This window comes from Actinoplanes ianthinogenes, assembly GCF_018324205.1.
GTDB classification, from domain to species: domain Bacteria; phylum Actinomycetota; class Actinomycetes; order Mycobacteriales; family Micromonosporaceae; genus Actinoplanes; species Actinoplanes ianthinogenes.
In genome coordinates, this window is the sequence record NZ_AP023356.1 from 571,080 (window position 1) to 587,472 (window position 16,393).

Below are 16,393 nucleotides of genomic sequence, written 5' to 3' on the forward strand. Positions count from 1 at the left end.
GAACCCTAAACCCGCACCCTGGGGTACGGGTCAAACCGGGCCCGCTCCCCCAGCTCCTCCTCGATCCGGATGAGCTGGTTGTACTTCGCCGTCCGGTCACTGCGCGACAGCGAGCCGGTCTTGATCTGCCCGCACCCGGTGGCCACCGCCAGGTCCGCGATCGTGGTGTCCTCGGTCTCGCCGGACCGGTGCGACATCACCACACCCCACCCGGCGGCCTGCGCGGTGCGGACCGTGGCCAGGGTCTCGGTCAGCGTGCCGATCTGGTTCACCTTGATCAGGATGGCGTTGCCCAGGCCGTCCGCGATCCCCTGCCGCAGCAGCGCCTCGTTGGTGCAGAACACGTCGTCGCCGACCAGCTGGCAGCGCTCGCCGATCGCCTCGGTGAGCGCCACCCACCCGGCGTGGTCGTCCTGCGCCACTCCGTCCTCGATCGACACGATCGGGAACGCGTCGACCAGCCCGGCCAGGTAGGCGACGTGCTCGGCCGGGTCGCGGTGCAGGTAGCGGCCGTCGGTGAAGAACTCGGAGGCGGCCGGGTCGAGCGCGATCGCCACGTCGGTCCCGGGGCGGTACCCGGTCGCCTCGATCGCCTCGGTGACGAACGTCAGGGCCTCCTCGGCGGTCCGCAGGTCGGGCGCGAACCCGCCCTCGTCACCGACGTTCGTGTTCTGCCCGGCCCGCCGCAACGCCCCGCGCAGCGTGTGAAAGACCTCCGACCCCATGCGTACGGCCTCGGCGAAGGTCCCCGCGCCGACCGGGGCGATCATGAACTCCTGGAAGTCGAGCGGATTGTCGGCGTGCGCCCCGCCGTTCACGATGTTCATCAGCGGCAGCGGCAGCAGGGTGGCGTCCGTCCCGCCGAGGTAGCGGTACAGCGGGAGCCGGGCGCTGTCCGCCGCGGCCCGGACCAGCGCCAGCGAGACGCCGAGCGTGGCGTTCGCGCCGAGCCGGCCCTTGTTCGCGGTACCGTCCAGCTCGATCAGCACCCGGTCGGCGCCCTCCTGGTCGCCCGCGTCGTGCCCCTTGAGCGCCGCGGCGATCTCGGTGTTGACCGCCTCGACCGCCCGCCGCACGCCCTTGCCGTGGTAGCGCCGCGGATCCCCGTCCCGCAGCTCGACCGCCTCCTGAGTGCCGGTCGACGCCCCGGACGGCACGGCCGCCCGCCCCCGAGCCCCGTCCGCCAGCACCACGTCGACCTCGACGGTCGGGTTCCCGCGGCTGTCGATGATTTCCCGGGCATGCACACTGGTGATCACGTTCATGCCCGGGACGCTAGACCCGCACCCCCGGGTACAGGTCAAGCGCTGATCGCTCACCCCATCGGCGATCGAGGGCTCAGTCCGGGATGAGTGACTGGCCGTAAACGTGCGTCACCTGGAGGGTCAGCAGGACCCGGCGGTCGGCGACCATGACCGCGCGGTACTCGTCCCAGTTCGGGTGTTCGCCGGCGGCTCGGCGGTAGTAGTCGACCAGCGCCTCGACCTCCGGGCCGTGCGGGTCGGTGCCGGGGCCGATCAGGGTGGCGTCGCCGTCGGCGGTGGCCCAGGCGCGGCCGTCGGCGCTGGTCACCTCGATCGCGGCGCGCGGGTCGCGGCGCAGGTTCGCGGTCTTGGCGCGGCCCTCGGTCATCGAGACGTAGATCGTGCCGGCCTCGCGGTCGTAGAACGGCAGGATCGGGGAGAGCTGCGGGCGCCCGTCCTTCCGGATGGTGGCGAGGATGCCGAGCCTGCTCTCCGCGAGCAGGGCGTGCGGATCGAAGGTAGTCATGTCTGTCGCCAAGTCCCTTCCCTGGGCCGGTATTCCGGACGTCACCGTTCGCCCCGCGCTTCCAGGACCGGTTTGACGTCGAGGATCGGGGTGCCGTCGAGGGCTTCGAGATCGGCGACCTGGATGCGCAGCCCGTCGACGGCGAGGACGGTGACGCGGTGCAGGCCGATCGGATTCGGCCGGTCCGCGGAGCGGGTGCTGAAGACTCCGGTCAGCGGCCGGGTCGCGTCGCCGCGCGGGCGGACCTGGAGCACGCTGCGGTCGGCCCGGTCGAGCCAGGTGAGGATCAGCAGTCCGGCGCCGGGTTCGAGGTGGCTGAGCGCGTCCGCGTACTGCTCGGCGAAGACCAGCCAGGCCGGTGGGGCGCCCTCGTCGCCCTGCCGGGGAGCGGTCGCGCGATCGGTCAGCGGCGACTCGACCCGGCCGACGGGCGTCACCGCGAGGTCGCTCATGCTGACAGACCTTACGGTACGCCCGGCAGCGCAAGACAGTGATCTCCGTGTATTCCCGGTGGTGCGGATCGTCTTCGCTGCCCGCGACGGCGCGTTTCTCCGACGCGGAACCCCGGCGGAGGATCTCCGCCTGATCCGGCGGCGGCGCGGGGTGGGTGCCGATAGCCTCGGGCGGTGCATTTCGTCTATCGGTCGCATTACGCGGGGCCGCTGAGCAAACTGGTGCGGCGGTTGCCGGATGCGACGGTGCTGGATTGGTTCCGGCGGCACTGGGGACGCGCCGAGCCACGGAACTGGATCGCGAACGAGCTGGGCGCGGACGTCTACGGGCTGAGCTCGATCTTCGAGGCGGCGCGGGAGCATCGGCTGCCGCCGCCCGAGTCGACCGATCAATTGCGGACCCTGCTGCATGAGCACCTGTATGTCGAGGGGGACGCCGACTACATCCGGCTGGACGAGCACAGCCTGCGGGTGCGGACCGACGACGACGAGGTCGAGCTGGCCTACTTCTTCCTGGACGACCGGGTGGTGGCCGCGGCGCCGGACCGGCTCGCCTACCTGCTGCACGAGTCGTGGCCGCTGCCCGAGGACGCGGAGAAGGACCCGCCCGGCGAGCCGGCGACGTACGCGACGTTCCTCACCTACTACGACGGGGCCAGCCTGGACGGCGCCGACCAGGTGACCTTTCCCGGCATCGAGCTGGCCGAGCTGGCGAACCACCTGCCCCGCGCGAGCCGGCACGGCTGGCCGCCGGAGCTGCACGTGCTCGCCGCGCTGGTCGCGCCGGGCGAGAAGTCGCTGGCGCCGGCGCTGCACCGGGCCAACCTGTGGCCGGGCTTCAGCCTCGACGCGGACGCGCCCTGGCCGGACGAACTGGCCCGACGGGACGACCCGCACGCTGCGGCCCTGGCGCTGGTCGAGGACCCGGTGCTCGCCGGCGGCCGGCGTCCGGAGGCGTCACTGGTTCAGGTGGGTGGGCACCTGGCCCAGTTGGCGATGCATTGCAGCGGGGCATTCGGATTCCAGCAGTGGTATCTGTTCGACAGCTTGTGGGTCGCCTCGCACCCCGATCTGGCGGCGTCACTCACGCATTACGCCGCCGACTGGGATCCGCTCTCCTGACCGGCCCACAGCCGGGATCACCGTTCGGCGACCGGGTCCAGGTAGGCACGGACGAAGTGTTCGCCGACGACCGCCCGGTGCAGGTGACCGGCGACGATCAGGCCCTCGCCGGCCAGCGTCACGTGCACGTGGACCCGGCCGTCGATGACCTCCCCGGTGCCGGTCAGCTCGAACGGCTGCTCATAGGATTCGACGAGATCGGTACGCGCGTCGTCCTTCTTCATGATCGAGACGGTGGCCTCGTGGACCGCGCCGATCAGCGTGATCGACGCGGCGGTGACGCCGCCGGTGGTCACGGCGGTCTGAATGGTGTGCAGAACCTCTTCGCCACGGTTGGCGGTGATCAGGCGCACGATGCTCGCTTTCGTCGGGTTCGTCGATGCCCGCCACCTTCCCACGACGCGGCCCGGATGACGATGTCCCTTCTGGGTGATCATGTGACTACTGGCGACGGGCGTGAGTGGCGGCGCCTGTCGGTCGCGGTCAGTGGATGAGGCAGAAGGGGTGCCCGGCCGGGTCGGCGTAGACACGGAAGCGGTCGGTGCCGGCGTTCAGCGACCGCGCCCCCAGCGCGACCGCGCGGGCCTGCGCCGCGTCCAGGTCGGCGGTGAGCAGGTCGAGGTGGGCCTGCTGGGGGTGGCCCGGGTCCGGCCAGCGGGGCGCGTTGTACTCGTTGACCTGCTGGAACCGCAGGATGGCCGGGATGCCGCCGAGCAGGCCGGCGTAAAAGCGCTCCAGGACGCCCGCGTCCGGGGCGTCGACCGTGACGGTGAACGGGGTGGTGCCGCCCGGCGCGCCCAGGTCGAACGGGTGGCCGGCCGGATCGGCCAGGGTGATGCCGCCCGGGCCGTCGGCGAGCAGCCGGGCGCCGAACTCGATCGCCCGGGCGGCCTCGGTCCGCGGGTCACCGATCCGCAGGTCCAGGTGGAACTGCTGGGGCCGATCCTGTCCCGGCCAGCGCGGCGGGACGTGATCCGGGGCGTACTGAAACTCGATCTCCTGCCCGCTCGGGTCCCGGATCCCGAACCGGTCGGCCTCCTGCCGCACCACGTCCCACCCGGTCAGCCTGGCGTAGAACGCGCCCACCGCATCGATGTCCGCCGCGTCGAAAATCACCAGGTCGAGCCGGGCCACCGGGTCCATGTCACCATCCTCCTCCTGGCAAGCTGGCCGCGTGACACCCCAACTGCTGAACACGCGCAAGTTGCACGCCTCCGCGGTGGTGGCGAGCCGCGGCACCGGGAAGCGCTGAGCTGGGCGTGCTGGCTCGCATCGCGCGGTGGCTGGCGCCGGGTGGGCGATTCGTCGCCGGCGCCAACTACACGGGGCAGCCCGCGGTGAACTCGTACTACGAGGGGTGACCTGGGCGTTCCGCCGGTGCCCGCCCGCCCGGCTTGGCATGCTCGATCGGGTGCGGGCCGGTCTGCTTCTCACCGTCGCGGCGCTCGCCGGGTGCGGCACGGCGCCCCCGGCACCGCCCGCGCAGCCGACGGCCGGCGTGAGCGTCCCCTCGATGAGCGCGACGACCTCCGCCGCGGTCACCGCGCCCCGCCCGAGCCGGCAGGTCAGCGGAGGCTGGGAGATCACGGTCTACTACACCGCGGTGGAGCGGTTCCACAGCGGCGAGCCGACGCGGGTCACCGGCTGCCCGAAACTGGACTGCGCGCACGGCGACGACGACCTGGGGACGTATCCGGCCGACTTCGTGCAGGCCGTGACGGACGAGGGCACCGGGCGCACGACCGCCGGGCAGTACCTGAACTGGTCCTACGACGTCGGGTTCTGGCTGGACTCGGCGCCGCGGGACACCGACGGGGACCGGCTCACCCCGTTCGTCTCGGCGGCCGCCGATCCGAGCGTGCTGCCGCACGGCACCCGGTTCCGGATCGCCGCCTGCGGGACCCAGGACGACGGCTCCGCCCCGCCGGCCACGATCTGCGCCACGCTGCGCGACGCGGCCTGGCTGATCACCGACGAGTTCACCCCGGGCCTGGGCGGCTCGCACCACATCGACGCCTACATCGGCCCGGAGACCGGACCCGGTTTCACCGACTCGCCCTGGTACCTGACGCTCACCGGCGCCGGGATCACCGTCGACTGAAGGTGTCAATTCAAGGACCGCCCGGTATCTGCCGAGCCGGCCCGCGCTCCCTACCTGGTACCCGCAAGCAGCGCAGAGGAGCGACCATGACCGAACTCGTTGACGCCCGACTGGTGTCCGGCGCGAACCCGAACGCCGGGAGCGACGACGCCGCCAAGGGCACCCAGCAAGACATCTACTTCTTCACGTCGATCGAGGACTTCCCGCCCGGGGTCGGCGACCTGAGCCTCACCCACGACGACGCGCAAGGCTTCTACGACTACGTCAAGCAGTTCAACACACCCAACGGCTGGTACCGGGACGGCAACGTCGGGCAGTGGATCTACGAGGAGACGTACGACAACTGGCAGGACGACTACGGTTTCGACGCGGCCAAGGTGGTCTATCACTCCGGGCACGGCGGGATGGCCAGCAACGGCGTCTTCTCCATCCCGGTCGGCAACGACTGGGGCGGCGACCACTGGACCAGCTCCAACGACATGCGGCTGGGCAACGAGTACGCCCGGTACGTCTTCTGGTCCACCTGCGAGTCGGTGCGGGTCAAGGGCGGGCACAGCCCGATCCGCACCTGGTCGACCGCGAACCTCGGGCTGCGCATGATCCTCGGGTACGAGACGACCAGCGTGGACAACGGCAACTACGGCCGTTACTTCTTCGAGGAGTGGAACAAGGGCAAGTCGTTCAGCACCGCGTTCCTGGACGCCTCGTGGCGGATCAGCCACGGGCAGGAGCCGGCCGTGACGGCGTGCGGCGCGACCCAGGCCGAGGCCACCGACCGGCTGTTCAACGAGCGGCTGTTCGACGCCGGCCGGGCGAACACCGCCTGGTGGTGGTGGCGCTGGTACGACCGGGCGACGCTGCGCGCCCGCACCCTCGCCGTGCCCCGCGGCACCCGGTCGGCGAAGTTCGGCCGGGCCGCGGCGCACGACCTTGCCGCCGCGTGGACCGACCGGTTCGGCGGCGCGGCCAAGGTGGTGCTCGGCACGAGCGGGTCCCGGGAGATCACCCTGGCCGCGCCGGCGCAGACCGACCAGCAGCTCACCGACGACGAGGCGGTCGCGGTGGCCCGCCGGGCGATCGAGCGGTACCGGCTCTCCGAGCACGCCGAGCTGGCCGTCGATCACATCCGGTACGACCGGCACGCCGGCGCGTCCGCGGACGAGCGGGTGGAGCCGCGGATCCGGGAGCGGACGGTCGGGTTCGTCCAGCTGATCGACGGAACCCCGGTGGTCAGCCCGGACCGGGGCCGGTTGCAGGTGCGGGTCGACAACGACCGCAACGTGACCGGCATCCTCGACTCCACCCGGCCGGTCGCCGACCTGCGGGACGCCCCGGCGGCCCCGCCCGGCGGCGCCGACCGGGACGTCGAGGAGCTGTTCGGCGCAGCGTTGCAGCGCCGGCTGCGCCGGGCCGCGTCGAGCGGCCGGGTGCCCAGCGCGGTGCGCGAGGTGCCGGAGTCGTCCGAGGTCGGTTACGCGGTCCGCGGCGACAGCGCGGTGCTGGTGGCCCGGCGTGAGGTCGAGGTCGACTTCGGTGGCGGGCTGGCCAAGCGTTACGTCCTGGAGGAGCCGATCACCTGACTACGGATCCCGCAGGTGCCCGAGCCCGGCGGGCTCGGGCACCTGCGGCCGGCCGGTCAGCCGTAATAGGTCACCAGGTCCTGTCCGGACTCCATGACCCGCTCCAGGGCGTCGATGACGGTCCGCACGACGTCGCCCTCGTCGGTGTCCGGGTCCGGCAGGTCCGCGCGGGCCCGGCCGGTCAGTGCGGCGTGGATCTCGGCGTTGCGCACCCAGCCGACGCTGGGGAACTCGTCCCAGGTCAGCCCGGCCAGCGGGCGCGAGAGCAGGTGCCCGGCCAGGTCGGCGCCGAGGTGTCCGGCGATCGGGCCACCGATCACGTCGTCCTCGAACCAGTCGCCCGCCGCCGAGCTGTGTTGCACGGAGTCGATCGGGCGACCGGCCACGGCCAGCCACGACGCCACGATGTCGAGCTGGGCCGGCGTCGCCTGCTTGCCGGCCGGGTCGTCGTCAGCGCCTCCGGCGCCCAGCCGGGCCGCCAACTCGTCCACGGGCGCGGCCCATAGCTCCAGCGTGTAGCTCACGGTTCCTCCTTATCGGTCGTCCATGACGGTGACGGTCGCGTGGGTGTCGTCCGGCTCGACCTTGGTCGAAACCGCGAGGTATTCGATCTTCCCGCTCTCGATCGCGTTGAGGATGGCCTTGCCGACCAGCGCGCGCCGGTCCTGGCTCTTGGAGGCGCACATGGAGTAGGCGATGTCGATCAGATACGCCAGAGTCCGCTGGCTCACCCTCGGCGGCGAGGCCGACTGCCGGAGCTTCTGCGGATTCATCTGCGCGGTGTCGGGATCGTACCGCTGGATCCGTGCGCGCATGCCGGTGCTCAGCGCCGAGCCGCCCCCTTTCGCCTCCACGATGTGCAGCAGCGCGCCGTCCCAGTAGGTCACGTCGGTGACGTTGGACCCGTGGAACGCCACGGCGTCCGCCCACGGCACGCCAGGGCTGAAGCTCCAGGTGAACGGCCTGGAGACGGTCGGACGGGAGAGGTTGATCCGGCGCTTGGTGCGGGACCTGAGCCAGGTCACCGCACCGCTCTCGCCCATCGCCTCGCTCGCCTTGCGTTTGGATCGCTTGTCGCCGGCCGCCAGGTACTGCCTGACCGAGGGATCGGACAGGCTCCGGGTCACCGTGTGCCCGGCGTACTTTCGTTGCACGCCCAGGATCTTGGCCCGGGTGGCATCGCGCGTCGTCTTGCTGATCACCTTCTCCGTGGCGGTCGTGGTCGGGCGCTTCGTCAGACGCAGATCGGTCGCGATCGGCGTGGGCTTGCCACGCCTCGCCACCTTCTTCTGATGGGGATGGGACATTCAGATTCCTCCTTGCCGCACGCCGGCCCGGTCAGGTCGTGAGCAAGACGCGTCACCACCCGCGGCAGATACCGCCGGTCCGGAACTTCGCGGACGGGAATCCGACTGATGAGTTTTCCTGGGCGCACCCGTCACACCTGCGTCGGGACACGATGAGCCGGGAGGATGACGTGATGGGTGCGGACACGATGCTGGGCGAGGTCGACGAGCCGGCGTTCACCGGGGTGGCCGAGCGGCACCGGCGGGAGCTGCACGTGCACTGCTACCGGATGCTCGGGTCGTTCGAGGATGCCGAGGACACCGTGCAGGAGACGTTCCTGCGGGCCTGGCGGCGGCGGGAGACGTTCGAGGGGCGGTCGACGTTCCGGGCCTGGCTGTACCGGATCGCCACCAACGCCTGCCTGGACCTGCTCGCCAAGCGCCGCCCGGAGCCGGCGACCGGCGGCGAGGTGCGGTGGTTGCAGCCGTACCCGGACCGGCTGCTGGACGAGCTGCCCGCGGGTGACGCGGACGCTCCGGAGACGGCGGCCGTCGCGCGGGAGACGATCGAGCTGGCGTACCTGGTGGCGGTGCAGCATCTCGCGCCGCGTTCCCGGGCCGTGCTGATCCTGCGGGACGTGCTCGGCTGGCCGGCGAAGGACGTCGCGGAACTGCTCGGCGACTCGGTCAACTCGGTGAACAGCGCGCTGCAACGGGCCCGTGCCGGGATGCGCGAGCACCTGCCCGCCGAGCGGCAGGACTGGACCGGCGGCGAGGAGGACGCCGGGACGCGGGAGCTGGTGCGCCGGTTCACCGACGCCAGCGTGGCCACCGACATCCCGGCGCTCGCCGCGATGCTGCGCGACGACGTGCGGTTCTCGATGCCGCCGACGCCCGGCCTGCATCTCGGCCGCGACGCGGTGCTGAGCAACTGGGCCGAGGAGGGCTTCGAGGGCATGACCGGCCTGCGCGCCGTGCCCACCTCCGCGAACCGGCAGCCGGCCGTCGCCTTCTACCTCTGGAACGCCGGCGAGCAGGCGTACCTGCCGCTGACGCTCGACGTGCTGCGGGTCACCGGCGGGGCGATCGCCGAGATCACGACGTTCCACAGCGACCGGTTCGCGCGGTTCGGGCTCCCGGAGCGCCTGGTGGCGGGCGGCGCGGCATGAGGAACACGATCAGGAACGGACTGCTGGCCACCGTCGCGGCGATGGTGGCCACCACGCTCGGCGCGGCGCTCGCCATGGCCGCCGGCGTCGACTTCGAGACACCGGACGGCGGCGAGGCGATCCCGTTGGCCGGGTTCGCCACGATGACCGGCGTCTTCTCGCTGGTGGGGGTCGTCCTGGCGGTGACCCTGCGCCGGTACTTCCGGTGGACCGCGGTGGCGCTGACCGCGCTCTCGCTGGTGCCGCCCGTGCTCACCGGGGCGAACGCGGCCACCGTCGCCACCCTGTGCGGGCTGCACCTGATCGCCGCGGCGATCATGATCCCCACCCTGGTGCGGAGCCTCCGTCAGCCGGCCCGGACCAGCTCACGTGCGGGGGCGGTGGCGCGGAAGCTGACGACAGCCAGCAGCAATCCGGCGCCGGCCAGGGCCACGCCGAGCCAGGCCGAGGAGCGGTAGCCCCAGCCGGCGGCGATCGCGGCGCCGCCGACGGCCGCACCGAGGCTGTTGGCCAGGTTGATCGCGGACTGGTTGATGGCGGCGCCCATCAGCTGAGTGTCCGGGGCAGCGACCATCAGCTGGCCCTGCAGGGCCGGGACGATGAACAGGCTGGCCGCGCCGACCAGGAAGGCGCTGACGAACAGGCCGGCCGGGTGGGCGGCGGTCAGGGCGAACAGGGCGACCGAGGCGACCAGCCCGGCCAGGCCCCAGACCACGGTGCGGCGCAGGTCGCGGTCGGCGGCGATGCCACCGGCCGCGATCCCGGCGGTCATGCCCGCACCCATCACGGCCAGCACCCACGGGACCAGGCCGGTGGCGAGGCCGGTGACGTGCGTGGTGACCGGGGCGACGTAGCTGTTGACCGCGAAGAAGCCGGCCGGGCCGACGGCGACGACCGCGGCGGCGAGCCAGACCCGCGGCGAGCGGAAGGCGGCCAGCTCGGCGCGCGGGGAGCCGCCGGGCGCCGCGGGCGCCGCCGGGACGACCAGGGCGGCGGCGAGCAGGGTGAGGGCGAAGACGGCGGCGACCGCGAGATAGGCCGTCCGCCAGCCCTGGGCCTGCCCGAGACTCGTGATCAGCGGGACGCCGACGATGTTCGCCGCGGTCAGGCCACCGATCACCAGGGCGACGCCCTTGCCCTGGTTGCCCGGGCCGAGGATGGACGCGGCCAGGATGCCGGCCGCACCGAAGTAGGCGCCGTGGGCCAGGGCGGCGAGGAATCGGCCGGCCAGCACCAGCTCGAAGGTCGGGGCGAGCGCGGACAGCGCGGTGCCGCCGGCCATCAGAGCGAGCAGGCCCAGGACCAGGCGCCGGCGCGGGACCCGGGCGGTGAGCGCCGCGATGGTGGGAGCACCGGCGACCACGCCCAGGGCATAGATGGTGATCATCCAGCCGGCCCTGGCGACCGTGTCCGGGGCCGCGTCGCCGTAGAGGTCGCGGGCGATCTCCGGGAGCAGGCCCATGGCGACGAACTCGGTGAGGCCGAGACCGAAGCCGCCCAGGGCGAGAGCGAGCAGGGCCGCCCAGCGGCGACCGGCGGTGAGCGTGTCCACGGCTCGGCACTCTAGAACGTTCTAGTAGCGATGAGCGATAGAACGTTTCAGGCATCACATCGCTAGGATCGGCGGATGCGCAGGCCCACCCTCGCCGACGTGGCAGCCGAGGCCGGTGTCTCGGTCGCCCTGGCGTCGATCGTGATGCGCGGCGCGCCCGGGGCCGGCGCGGCCACCCGCGAGCGGGTGCTCGACGTGGCCCGCCGGCTCGACTACCGGCCGGACACCCGGGCCCGGCTGCTGCGCAGCGGCCGCAGTCAGCTGCTCGGGGTGATGTTCGACGTCCGGCACCCGTTCCACGTCGACGTGCTGACCGGGCTCTACGACGCGGCCGGACGGGCCGGATATCAGCTGACGCTGAGCGCGGTGACACCCCGCCGCGCGGAGCGGACCGCGATCGGCGAGCTGCTCCAGGACCGGTGCGAGGCGCTGGTGCTGTTCAGCCCGGAACTGCCGGCCGCCGAGCTGGCTGCGCTGGCGCGGAGCCGGCCGGTGGTGGCGATGATGCGGGCGGTCCGGCGGCGGGACGTGGACGTGGTGCGCACCGACGACGCGCTCGGCTCCGGGCAGGCCGTCGATCATCTGGTCGGGCTCGGGCACACCCGGATCGCCCATGTGGACGGCGGCACGCTGGCCGGTTCGGCCGAGCGACGGCGGGGGTATGAGGAGGCCATGGGGAGGCACGGGCTCATGGCGTACCGAAAAATCATCCCGGGCGGACCCGGTGAACAGGACGGCGCGCGCGCCGCGGCGGCCCTGCTCGACGATCTGCCGACGGCGGTCACCGTGTTCAACGACCTGAGCGCCACCGGGCTGCTCGACGTGGTGCGCGGACACGGCGTGCGGGTGCCGGAGGATCTGAGCGTGGTCGGTTACGACGACAGCAGCGTCAGCCGGCTCGGTCACATCGACCTGACCACCGTCGCGCAGGACATCGAGCGGATGACGACGGACGCGGTCACCCGTGCGGTGGACCGGATCGAGGACAGGACGGTCATCGGGCGGGATATCGTGGTGCCCCCACGATTGGTCGTCCGCGGCACCACGGGCAGGGGGAGACAACACAGGTGAGCGACGTCTTCGCCGCCGATCCCGAAGTCGGGCAGGACCTCGCGGCGGTCGACTGGGCGCGCACCCCGGTCGGGCCGCCGGAGCAGTGGCCGCAGAGCTTGCAGACCGCGGTCAGCATCCTGCTGTCGTCACGGTTCCCGATGTGGATGGCCTGGGGTCCCCAGCTGACCTTCTTCTGCAACGCCGCCTATCGCCGCGACACGCTGGGCCGCAAGTATCCGTGGGCGCTCGGCCGCCCGGCCAGTGAGGTGTGGGCGGAGATCTGGGGCGACATCGGGCCGCGCATCCAGAACGTGCTCGACACCGGCCAGGCCACCTGGGACGACAGCCTGCTGCTGTTCCTGGAGCGCTCCGGCTACCCGGAGGAGAGCTACCACACCTTCTCCTACAGCCCGCTGCGCGACGACGACGGCGTGCTGGCCGGCTTCCTCTGCGTGGTCAGCGAGGACACCGACCGGGTGATCGCCGAGCGGCGGATGGCGACGCTGCGCGACCTCGGGTCGGACCCGAGCGTGATCCGCACCGAGCAGGAGATCCTCGACTTCGCCAACCAGCAGCTGGAACGCAACCTGCGCGACCTGCCGTTCACGCTGACCTACCTGTACGACGAGACCGGTCGGCCCCGGCTGCGCTCGTCGTCCGGCATCGCCGCGGACCACCCGGCCGCGCTCGGCGTGCTCACCGCCGCGCCGCGGGCCGGGCTGGTCACCCTCGACGATCCGGACCTGCCCGCCGGGGCCTGGCCGGACCCGCCCCGGGAGGCGCTGCTGGTGCCGTTGCTGCGGCAGGGCGACGAGCCGTACGGCTTCTTCGTGGCCGCCCTCAACCGTTACCGGCCGGCCGACGACGCGTACCGCGGCTTCGTCGAGCTGGCCGCCGGGCACCTGGCCGCCGGGATCTCCGCCGCCCGCAGTTACCAGGCGCAGCAGCGGCGGGCCGAGGAACTGGCCGAGCTGGACCGGGCGAAGACCACCTTCTTCTCCAACATCAGCCACGAGTTCCGCACCCCGCTCACCCTGATCATGGGCCCGCTGGACGAGCTGCGGTCCCGGCTCGACGGCGCCGACCAGCAGATCCTCGACGAGCTGGACGTGATGCACCGCAACGGGCTGCGGCTCGGCAAGCTGGTCAACGCGCTGCTCGACTTCTCCCGCCTGGAAGCCGGCCGGATGCAGGCCCACTTCGAGGCGGTCGACCTGTCCGCCACCACCGCCGAGCTGGCCAGCGTCTTCCGCTCGGCGATCGAGCGGGCCGGGCTGACCTTCGAGGTGGACTGCCCGCCGCTGCCCGAGCCGGTCCCGGTCGACCGGGGGATGTGGGAGAAGGTCGTCCTCAACCTGCTCAGCAACGCGCTGAAGTTCACCTTCGACGGCTCGATCCGGGTCACCGTGCGGGCCACCGCCGACCACCGGGCCGAGGTCGTCGTCGCCGACACCGGCATCGGGGTGGCGCCGGAGGAGATGCCCCGGCTGTTCGAGCGCTTCCATCGCATCGACAGCGCCCGGTCCCGCTCCCACGAGGGCAGCGGCATCGGGCTGGCGCTGGTCAAGGAACTGGTCGGGCTGCACGACGGCACGATCACCGCGGAGAGCGCGCCGGGGCGGGGCACCACGTTCACGATCCGGCTGCCGTTCGGGTCCGGCACGGTGGTGACCGCGGCCGCGGTCTCGGCCACCGCCGAGCCGTTCCTGCAGGAGGCGAACCGCTGGCTGCCGGGTGATCCGGTCGTCGAGGCGCCGGTCCCGAGCGGCACCGGGGTCGACGTCCTGGTGGCCGACGACAACGCCGACATGCGCGATTACCTGGGCCGGCTGCTGCGTTCGGCGGGGCACCGGGTCACCACCGCCGGCGACGGCCGGGAAGCGCTCGACGCGATCCGCGCCGACGCCCCCGACCTGGTGATCAGCGACGTGATGATGCCCCGGATGACCGGCCTCGAGCTGGTCACGGCGCTGCGCGCGGACAGCCGTACGGCCGGGGTCCCGGTGCTGCTGCTCTCCGCCCGGGCCGGTGAGGAGGCGTCGATCGAGGGGCTGGAGGCCGGCGCCGACGACTACCTGTTCAAACCGTTCTCGGCGGCCGAGCTGCTGGCCCGGGTGCGCGCCAACGTGGAGCTGGCCCGGCTGCGCAACCACCATGCCCGGTGGCGGACCGCGCTGGTCGACTCGTTGCAGGAGGCGTTCTTCGTCTGCGACGAGGACGGGGCGGTCATCGAGATCAACACCGCGTTCACCGACATGATCGGCTTCGGTCCGGAGGGACTTCCGTACGCCCCGGTCCACCCGTGGTGGCCCGACCCGTCGACCGACGCCGAGGCGTACGCCCAGGTCTCGGCGGCGTTCGACCTGCTCGTGCAGCACCGCCACGGCGACTACACCATCCCGGTACGCCATCGCGACGGTCACCAGCTGTGGGTGGCGGCCGCGTTCAACCACGTGCGGGATCCGGAGAGCGGCCGGCGGGTGATCGTCGGGACGTTCCGGGACGTGACCGACGAGCACTACGCCATCCAGCGGGAGTCGGCGCTGGCGGCGCTGAGCATGCGACTGTCCGAGGCGGACCACCTGGGCGACGCGGTGGCCGGTGCGCTCGACGAGCTGCGCGGCCTGTGGCAGGCGTCCTACGTGGTCGCCGCGGTCTTCGACGGCGACCCGCCCACCCTGATCAGCACCGACCCCGGCCTGCGCTGGGACGACCTGCCGCAGGACCGGCTGCTCGCCCTCAGGGACAAGCCGCTGCTCACCCCGGACGGCAGCGGGATCACCCTGGAACATCCGTTTGGCACCATGGTCGTCTGGGTCGGGCCGAGCCACCGCCCGTTCACCGAGCAGGACCAGACGCTGCTCGCCCTGCTCGCCGGGCACCTCGCCCAGGGCCTGCGCCGGGCGCACCGGATCGACCAGCAGCGGGAGACCGCCCTGGCCCTGCAACGCGCCATTCTCGGCCCGGCCCAGCTGCCCGCCGGGTTCGCGGTCCGCTACGAGCCGGCCACCCGCCCGCTCAAGGTCGGCGGCGACTGGTACGACACCATCCCCCTCCCGGACGGCCGGATCGGTCTCGTGGTCGGCGACTGCGTCGGGCACGGCCTCCAGGCGGCCACCGTGATGGGCCAGCTGCGTTCCGCCTGCCGTGCCCTGCTGCTGCAGAACGCCAGCCCGGCGCAGACCCTGACCGCGCTGGACCGTTTCGCCGCCCTGCTGCCCGGGGCCAGCTGCGCCACCGTGTTCTGCGGCGTGCTCGACCCGGCCGGCGGGCACCTGCGGTACTCGGCGGCCGGGCACCCACCGCCCATCGTGGCGCTCGCCGACGGCACCGTGCACCTGCTCGACCAGGGCCGCTCCCGGCCGCTCGCGATCCGCCCGGATCAGTCGCGCGAGGAGGCGGAGTACCACCTGCCCGCCCGTGCCACCCTGCTGCTCTACACCGACGGCCTGATCGAGCGCCGCCGCCAGCCGCTGACCGTCGGCATCGACCAGGCGGCCGCGGCGGTCCAGCTGGGCCGCCGCACGCCGATCGACGACCTGGCCACCGAGGTGATGGAACGGCTCGCCCCGACCGGCGGCTACGACGACGACGTGGCACTGCTGCTCTACCGCCAGCCCGGGCCGCTGGAGCTCGAGTTCCCGGCCGAGTCGTCCCGGCTCGCGCCGATCCGCACCGCCCTGCGCGGCTGGCTGGAACGCTGCGCGGTGGACCCGGTGACCGCGCAGAACGTGCTGGTCGCGGCCGGCGAGGCGTGCGCGAACGCGATCGAGCACGGGCACCGCGACCTGACCGGCGGGCTGATCCGGCTGCGGGCCGCGGCGACCGCGGACAGGTTACGGCTGATCGTGACGGACAGCGGCCGCTGGCGGCACCCGCAGCCGGGCGACAACCCGCACCGCGGACGCGGCATCATGCTGATGCGGGCTTTCATGGGTGAGGTCACCATCACGACCGGCACCGCCGGGACCATCATCGACATGCAGACGAGGATCGCCTCATGACCACGCCGCTCACGCTGACCACGGGACAGGACGCCCTCGGTACGCCGATGCTCACGGCGGTCGGGGAGATCGACATGAGCAACGCGGAGACGTTCGCCGCGGCGATCGGCGCGGCGGTGCCGGTGGACGGCGGACCGCTGGTGGTGGATCTGACCGCGGTGGAATACCTGGACAGTGCCGGCCTGGCCACCCTGTTCCACCATGCCGACCACGTCGAGGTGGTCACCGGGCCGCTGCTGGCGCCCCTGCTGACCGTTTCCGGTCTCGCCGACCTCACCACGGTCCGCACCAATGTTAGTTAATG

General features: G+C 72.4%; 16 protein-coding genes. 8 read left to right on the plus strand and 8 right to left on the minus strand.

The window, feature by feature from the left end; translation table 11 throughout:
- Positions 1–5: 5 nt before the first annotated feature.
- From eno to tsaA, 3 genes are all read right to left on the minus strand, one after another.
- Complete coding sequence (gene eno, locus Aiant_RS02720; protein ID WP_189330777.1) at positions 6–1,265, minus strand: phosphopyruvate hydratase; 1,260 nt, start codon at positions 1,263–1,265, stop codon at positions 6–8.
- A 73-nt stretch (positions 1,266–1,338) separates the two neighbouring features.
- Entirely contained in the window at positions 1,339–1,770 is a 432-nt protein-coding gene (locus Aiant_RS02725; RefSeq protein ID WP_189330778.1) for a PPOX class F420-dependent oxidoreductase, read from the minus strand.
- A gap of 41 nt (positions 1,771–1,811) precedes the next feature.
- A complete protein-coding gene (gene tsaA / locus Aiant_RS02730) occupies positions 1,812–2,222 on the minus strand; it encodes a tRNA (N6-threonylcarbamoyladenosine(37)-N6)-methyltransferase TrmO (RefSeq protein WP_189330779.1) in 411 nt (136 codons plus the stop codon).
- A gap of 174 nt (positions 2,223–2,396) precedes the next feature.
- Between tsaA and Aiant_RS02735 the strand changes: the two genes are divergently transcribed.
- Positions 2,397–3,344: a hypothetical protein gene (locus Aiant_RS02735; RefSeq protein ID WP_189330780.1), complete on the plus strand. Its 948-nt coding sequence runs from the start codon at positions 2,397–2,399 to the stop codon at positions 3,342–3,344.
- Positions 3,345–3,361: 17 nt separating this feature from the next.
- Here the strand turns inward: Aiant_RS02735 and Aiant_RS02740 are convergent, their stop codons facing one another.
- Positions 3,362–3,781, minus strand: a complete 420-nt coding sequence (locus tag Aiant_RS02740) for a PCC domain-containing protein (protein WP_189330781.1) — start codon at positions 3,779–3,781, stop codon at positions 3,362–3,364.
- Between the two features lie 46 nt (positions 3,782–3,827).
- Positions 3,828–4,487, minus strand: coding sequence for a VOC family protein (locus tag Aiant_RS02745; RefSeq protein WP_189330782.1), 660 nt, complete (start codon positions 4,485–4,487; stop codon positions 3,828–3,830).
- Between the two features lie 268 nt (positions 4,488–4,755).
- Here Aiant_RS02745 and Aiant_RS02750 point away from each other — a divergent pair, with 268 nt between their 5' ends.
- A complete protein-coding gene (locus tag Aiant_RS02750) occupies positions 4,756–5,445 on the plus strand; it encodes an RlpA-like double-psi beta-barrel domain-containing protein (RefSeq protein WP_212846924.1) in 690 nt (229 codons plus the stop codon).
- Positions 5,446–5,531: 86 nt separating this feature from the next.
- The gene (locus Aiant_RS02755; RefSeq protein ID WP_189330784.1) at positions 5,532–7,025 is read left to right on the plus strand and encodes a DUF6345 domain-containing protein; all 1,494 of its coding nucleotides are present in this window, start codon (positions 5,532–5,534) and stop codon (positions 7,023–7,025) included.
- A gap of 56 nt (positions 7,026–7,081) precedes the next feature.
- Here the strand turns inward: Aiant_RS02755 and Aiant_RS02760 are convergent, their stop codons facing one another.
- Both Aiant_RS02760 and Aiant_RS02765 read right to left on the minus strand, forming a co-directional pair.
- Positions 7,082–7,549 (minus strand): DUF7691 family protein, encoded by a 468-nt coding sequence (locus tag Aiant_RS02760; RefSeq protein ID WP_189330785.1) that lies wholly within the window; start codon positions 7,547–7,549, stop codon positions 7,082–7,084.
- Positions 7,550–7,558: 9 nt separating this feature from the next.
- Entirely contained in the window at positions 7,559–8,332 is a 774-nt protein-coding gene (locus Aiant_RS02765; protein ID WP_189330786.1) for a hypothetical protein, read from the minus strand.
- A gap of 173 nt (positions 8,333–8,505) precedes the next feature.
- Here Aiant_RS02765 and Aiant_RS02770 point away from each other — a divergent pair, with 173 nt between their 5' ends.
- Positions 8,506–9,480: an RNA polymerase subunit sigma-70 gene (locus Aiant_RS02770; protein WP_189330787.1), complete on the plus strand. Its 975-nt coding sequence runs from the start codon at positions 8,506–8,508 to the stop codon at positions 9,478–9,480.
- On the plus strand, positions 9,477–9,938 hold the full coding sequence (locus tag Aiant_RS02775) for a DUF6069 family protein (RefSeq protein ID WP_189330788.1): 462 nt from the start codon (positions 9,477–9,479) through the stop codon (positions 9,936–9,938). Before Aiant_RS02770 ends, Aiant_RS02775 begins: the two co-directional genes overlap by 4 nt.
- Here the strand turns inward: Aiant_RS02775 and Aiant_RS02780 are convergent.
- Positions 9,827–11,032: an MFS transporter gene (locus Aiant_RS02780; protein ID WP_189330789.1), complete on the minus strand. Its 1,206-nt coding sequence runs from the start codon at positions 11,030–11,032 to the stop codon at positions 9,827–9,829. The two genes, Aiant_RS02775 and Aiant_RS02780, sit on opposite strands and share 112 nt — an antisense overlap.
- A gap of 75 nt (positions 11,033–11,107) precedes the next feature.
- Between Aiant_RS02780 and Aiant_RS02785 the strand changes: the two genes are divergently transcribed.
- The 3 genes from Aiant_RS02785 to Aiant_RS02795 are packed head-to-tail and all read left to right on the plus strand — an operon-like array spanning position 11,108 to position 16,391.
- Positions 11,108–12,103 carry a LacI family DNA-binding transcriptional regulator gene (locus Aiant_RS02785; protein ID WP_189330790.1) on the plus strand — a complete coding sequence of 332 codons (996 nt, stop codon included), beginning with the start codon at positions 11,108–11,110 and terminating at the stop codon, positions 12,101–12,103.
- Positions 12,100–16,089, plus strand: coding sequence for a SpoIIE family protein phosphatase (locus tag Aiant_RS02790; RefSeq protein ID WP_189330791.1), 3,990 nt, complete (start codon positions 12,100–12,102; stop codon positions 16,087–16,089). Before Aiant_RS02785 ends, Aiant_RS02790 begins: the two co-directional genes overlap by 4 nt.
- Entirely contained in the window at positions 16,086–16,391 is a 306-nt protein-coding gene (locus Aiant_RS02795) for an STAS domain-containing protein (RefSeq protein ID WP_189330792.1), read from the plus strand. Before Aiant_RS02790 ends, Aiant_RS02795 begins: the two co-directional genes overlap by 4 nt.
- Positions 16,392–16,393 lie beyond the last annotated feature (2 nt).

Coding starts and splice junctions, on each gene's coding strand:
- Aiant_RS02785 (WP_189330790.1), top strand. CDS start 11,108: ATGCGCAGGCCCACCCTCGCCGACGTGGCAGCCGAGGCCGGTGTCTCG.
- eno (WP_189330777.1), bottom strand. CDS start 1,265: ATGAACGTGATCACCAGTGTGCATGCCCGGGAAATCATCGACAGCCGC.
- Aiant_RS02740 (WP_189330781.1), bottom strand. CDS start 3,781: ATGATCACCCAGAAGGGACATCGTCATCCGGGCCGCGTCGTGGGAAGG.
- Aiant_RS02770 (WP_189330787.1), top strand. CDS start 8,506: ATGGGTGCGGACACGATGCTGGGCGAGGTCGACGAGCCGGCGTTCACC.
- Aiant_RS02795 (WP_189330792.1), top strand. CDS start 16,086: ATGACCACGCCGCTCACGCTGACCACGGGACAGGACGCCCTCGGTACG.
- Aiant_RS02745 (WP_189330782.1), bottom strand. CDS start 4,487: ATGGACCCGGTGGCCCGGCTCGACCTGGTGATTTTCGACGCGGCGGAC.
- Aiant_RS02725 (WP_189330778.1), bottom strand. CDS start 1,770: ATGACTACCTTCGATCCGCACGCCCTGCTCGCGGAGAGCAGGCTCGGC.
- Aiant_RS02755 (WP_189330784.1), top strand. CDS start 5,532: ATGACCGAACTCGTTGACGCCCGACTGGTGTCCGGCGCGAACCCGAAC.
- tsaA (WP_189330779.1), bottom strand. CDS start 2,222: ATGAGCGACCTCGCGGTGACGCCCGTCGGCCGGGTCGAGTCGCCGCTG.
- Aiant_RS02775 (WP_189330788.1), top strand. CDS start 9,477: ATGAGGAACACGATCAGGAACGGACTGCTGGCCACCGTCGCGGCGATG.
- Aiant_RS02765 (WP_189330786.1), bottom strand. CDS start 8,332: ATGTCCCATCCCCATCAGAAGAAGGTGGCGAGGCGTGGCAAGCCCACG.